Consider the following 4,380-nt stretch of genomic DNA (forward strand, 5'->3'; position numbering starts at 1 on the left):
CGCGTCGTACTCGAACCGCGTCGTGTGGTCGTTCGCGTCGGTCTGCCCGGTGCGATTGCCTACCTCGTCGTAGGCGTAGCCCGTCACCTGGTTCAGCGCATCGGTTACGGTCAGTAGCCGGCCCAGCGCGTCATATCCGAAGCGCGTCACCTTGCTCGCCTGATCGGTCTCAGCGACACGGCGGCCGAGAGCGTCATACTCCACTGCCCGGCTCGTGCCATCCGGCAGGACCGTGCGCACCAGCCGTCCGGCATCGTCGTAGACGAAGCGTGTCGTCTGCCGCCGGGCGTCGATCACGGCCACTTGGCCGCCGGCCGCGTCGTACTCGAAGTCCGTGGCACCCGACAGCGCATCGAGCACCCGCGTTCGCCGGCCCGCCGCGTCGTAGGTGTAACTGGTGATGTTGCCGCGCGCGTCGGTCGAGGCCACCAGCCGGCCGGCCGCATCGTAGTTGCTCGTCGTGAAGCTGCCGTCCGCGAAGATCGTTCGAGTGAGCCGCCCAACCGTGTCGTAGACATAGGTGGTGACGTGCCCGCCGCGGTCGGTGGTGGCCGCCAGACGTCCCTCGGCGTCATAGGCCCTACCGTCGCTCGTGCCGTCGGGGTAGCGGGTCGATGTCTGCCGCCCCATCTCGTCATAGGTGAAGCTCGTGCGGCGGCCAAGCGGATCGATGGTCTCCGCTACCTGCCCGATGGCGTTGTAGACGGTCTTTGTGGAGATGCCGCCTGGCAGCACCGTCTCGACCACCCGGTCCAGGCCGTCGTAGCCGAAGGTCGTGACGAGGGCCTCGCTCTGCCCGTCGGGTAACGTCCGCCTGGTCCTCTCCCAGACGCGCCTGCGCCATCGATCGTGCGCGAGCTCGGTTCGATGCCCCGCTGCACTGTCCTGCCAGAGCTGAATGCCCTTGTCGTCGTACCTGTTGGTGGTCGTGTTTCCGAGCGCGTCTCGCTCCGTCAGCAGGTTGCCTCGCTCGTCGTAGGAATAGGTGGTCGCCGCGCCCGCCGGATCAGTGGTCGAAATGAGGTTTGCGGCTGCGTCGTACCGATTCGTCGTCACCTTTCCGAGTGGATCGGTCGTCGTCAGCACGTTTCCGGCCGGGTCGTATGTGTAGCGGGTAACGTTGCCGAGCGGATCGCGCAGCGCGGTGAGGTTCAAGGCGGTGTCGTAGGTGTAGACCGTCGTGTTGCCGAGCGGGTCGGTCTCCTGCAGGAGCTGGTCGTCCTCGTTGAACGCCCGTCGCGTCTCGTGACCCAGCGCGTCGACCTCCCGCACCACGTTGCCGCGCTCGTCGTAGGCCAGCAAGCGGCTGTTGCCCAGCCGATCCGTCACCACCTCCTGCCGCTGCTCGAGCCGATGGTCGTAGACGATCTTCTCTTCGAATGCGTCGAGGTGCCTTACCAAGCGTCCATCGGCGTCGTACTCGTTGCGCAGGGGTGTCACCCCGCGCGCATCGGTGATCGCAGTCAGGTAGTGACCCGTCGTGTAGCCAAACTGCGTGGTCTCACCCGCCCGGTCGATCACCGACACCAGGTCTCCCGCCGCGTTGTAGCCGTAGAGGATCGTCCCGCCTCCGAGATCCGTGATCCCGGAGATCCGCCCCGCAGCGTCGCGCGTGAGCTGGATCGACTCCCCCGAGGAGTGCGTAATCCCGGCGGCGGTGATCTCGAGCCGGTTGCCGTTCGGCTCGGCCAGCCCCGTGACCCCGTGCTCGAGGTCGAGGTCAAAGGCCCGTCCGTCACGCGTCGTCAAGCGGACCTTCACCGGGTCGTAAGGCTCGAAGGTCTCCGGATACACCACGCGGTTGCTGCCGGCCTGCCAGAACACCTCGGTGTCCCCCAACACTTCCAGCCGCGCCCCCGGCTCGGGTCCACGGAGGAAGGCGAATCCAGCCTGCGCGAAGCAGCCGCCAGCGACGATGGCCGGGCGCGAGAGCGTGGGTCGAAACTTGTAGACCTCGCGATCGGACAGCCGAATCGTGGTCAGGTGCTTGCCAGTCTCGGCCACCGACTGGCAGGGCAGGAGGTGCCCGCCGATGGGCATGCCCTTGATCTTCCAGCCTTCGCCGGGCTTGCGGTTGTTGCGGTAGCTGCCCCCCCTGACGTCCAGGGTCCAGCCGTACCCGAAGTCCCCCGCCACCCCACGCCCGCGGCTGTCGTAGGTGCGCGCGATCTCGATGGCGAGCCCCGAGAGCGGCACCGCGAGGTCGACGAAGGAGATGGTGAAGTTGCCGATCTTCATCCCGCCCTCGACCGACACGGTGATGCGCCCCGTCACCGTCCGCCCGCCCGCCGTGGTGCCGCTGAGCACCAGGTCGTGCATGCCGTTGAAGAGCAGCGTGGGGTCGAACGTGCCAAGCACCTTGTGGTCTACCGGCCCAGTGCCAGCGGCGATCGTCGTCGTCTCGCTCTCACCCACCGGCCGCGTGGAGAGCGTCCAGCTCTCCAGGTTCTCGGCGGTGATGGACGCCACCACCTCGGTGGGCGCCGTCACCACCGCGAGATCGGTTGGGGCGTGGAAGGTGACCGCGCTCTGCCCCAGCACGACCTTGCGCTCGAAGGTGACGAGGTAGGCGCCCGTTCCGTTGGCAGGGTTCTCGATGACGTAGCCGGTCGTCTGCCAGCCGCCGATGGCGAGCTGCGTGCGCGGGATCCAGGCGACCAGGCCGCGCTCGACGGAGAAGCGCACATAGGCCTCCGCGTCCGCCGAGAGCTCGGCCTCGGCGAGTGCCGCCTCGAGGTTGCTCGCTTGCACCAGCGTGAGGGCTTGCCCTGCCCGCACCGCTCGCGTCAAGAAGCCCACCGCCGTCACCTGCTCGCCGCCGAAGGCCGTCGCCAGCGCCTCACCCTCGCGCACCGAACCTTGCGCGCCGATCAGCTCCATGGTCGGCGCCGTCGAGACCTGCGGCCCCGCGGCGGGGACCAGCGCCAGCGGCATCGCGCCCACGTCCACCGAGAGGGGTCCGAGCTCGAAGGTCAACGGCGTCCCGTCGCTCGAGGTCGACACCGCCCCCCGCTGCACGGCGAGCACCGCGGTGCCGAGCTCGAGCACCCGGTGCCAGCGCAACGCCGCGAGGTGCTCGACGTCGGCGCCCGCGGATCGGAGATAGAGCGCCGCGGCATGCGCCAGCCCCCACCCCTCGCGCTCGGCTGCTCCAGCGGCGGTCTGACCGGCGGCGAAGCGGTCGACCACCTCCTGCGACACGCCACCGAAGGCGACGCCCAGCACTCCGTGCTCGCCGGCAAACATCGGCCAGGTGGCGAAGGTCTGCACGCCCCCCGGCGGCGTGAGCGTGGCACGCAGCTCGACGTCCTCGGCACTGCCGACCGCCGTTCCCGCAGCGACCTCGACGCCTTCGAGCCGGAGCGAGGCCCTGAGGTCGACCTCGTAGGGCGGCGTCGCGAAGACGCCGCCGTAGAGGTCGAGGGTCGACTGGTCGGCCGCCGTCGCGCCCACCCAGGTGAGCTCCAGGCGCTGGCCCCAGACCTGCGGTGCCGAAAGCGTCGCGCTCAGCAGCGAGGCACCGTTTCTGTCCAGCAGCGAGAGCGACACCTGCTGCTGCATGGCCGCTGGCATCGCCGCCGCCTCGCCCGCGACGCTCACTAGCTTTGCCCGCAACGTGCCGGGCACGTACGGGAACTCCTCGCGCTTGACCGCCCGCAGCGGCTTGAGCTCCTCCAGGCCGCCGCCGCCCTGCCCCGCGGCGTGGGCCAGCAATACCGCCTCGTAGGTGGCCCGCGGCGAGCTCTCGGTGCCGCTGCGCAGGTACTCGCCCAGCACGAACGGCACCGCAGCGTCCAGGCGAGCGCCGTTGGCCTCGTCGAAGCGCTCCAGGGTCGGGTCCAGGCGCAGCCAGGTGTCGCCCTCGCCTGGCGTGACGCCGCGATTGGGTATGTAGTCGAGGTGTGCTTTGACCCAAACGTGCGGCAGTCGCGCCGCCACCACCTGGCCGCCCTGCACCACCAGGACGACCTTGATGTTGCCGGTAGCGAGCAGGTCGCCGGCGCGGAAGACGTCGGTGACGCCGGCCAGATCGAGCAGCATCGCCGGCGTGATCTCGACCTCGCCCCACTCCAGGCGCGCGTCGACGCCCGCGGCGAGCAGCAGCTCCTGCAGCAGCCAGGCCTGCTCCCAGCTCGTGCCGCGACCCAACTGCAGCGTGCCCACCGGGGGCACATTGGCCCCCCATTGTGGCTGGTAAGCGATGCTGTCGTGGACAAAGCGAAAAATGCGCGCGGGTGAGCGGCCGAGGCTTTCGGCCAGGGCGACGATCTCTGGAGCCGGCGCCGCCTTGGCGGCCAGCGCGGACGTCTGCGCGGTCGGGGGCTCGGCGACGGCGCTGCTCGCCACCAAGGCCGCAGCCCCGAGCGCGTCGAGCTCCAC

At 69.7% G+C, this 4,380-nt stretch carries 1 protein-coding gene; it reads right to left on the minus strand.

Annotation, left to right across the window (positions count from 1 at the left end):
* The coding region (locus ACRDSQ_RS10540; RefSeq protein ID WP_431420671.1) for a transglutaminase domain-containing protein at positions 1-4,380 on the minus strand (4,380 nt) is incomplete at both ends.

Origin of the sequence: Actinokineospora sp., assembly GCF_050699995.1 — a bacterium.
In the GTDB taxonomy this organism is placed as follows: Bacteria; Actinomycetota; Actinomycetes; order Mycobacteriales; family Pseudonocardiaceae; genus Actinokineospora.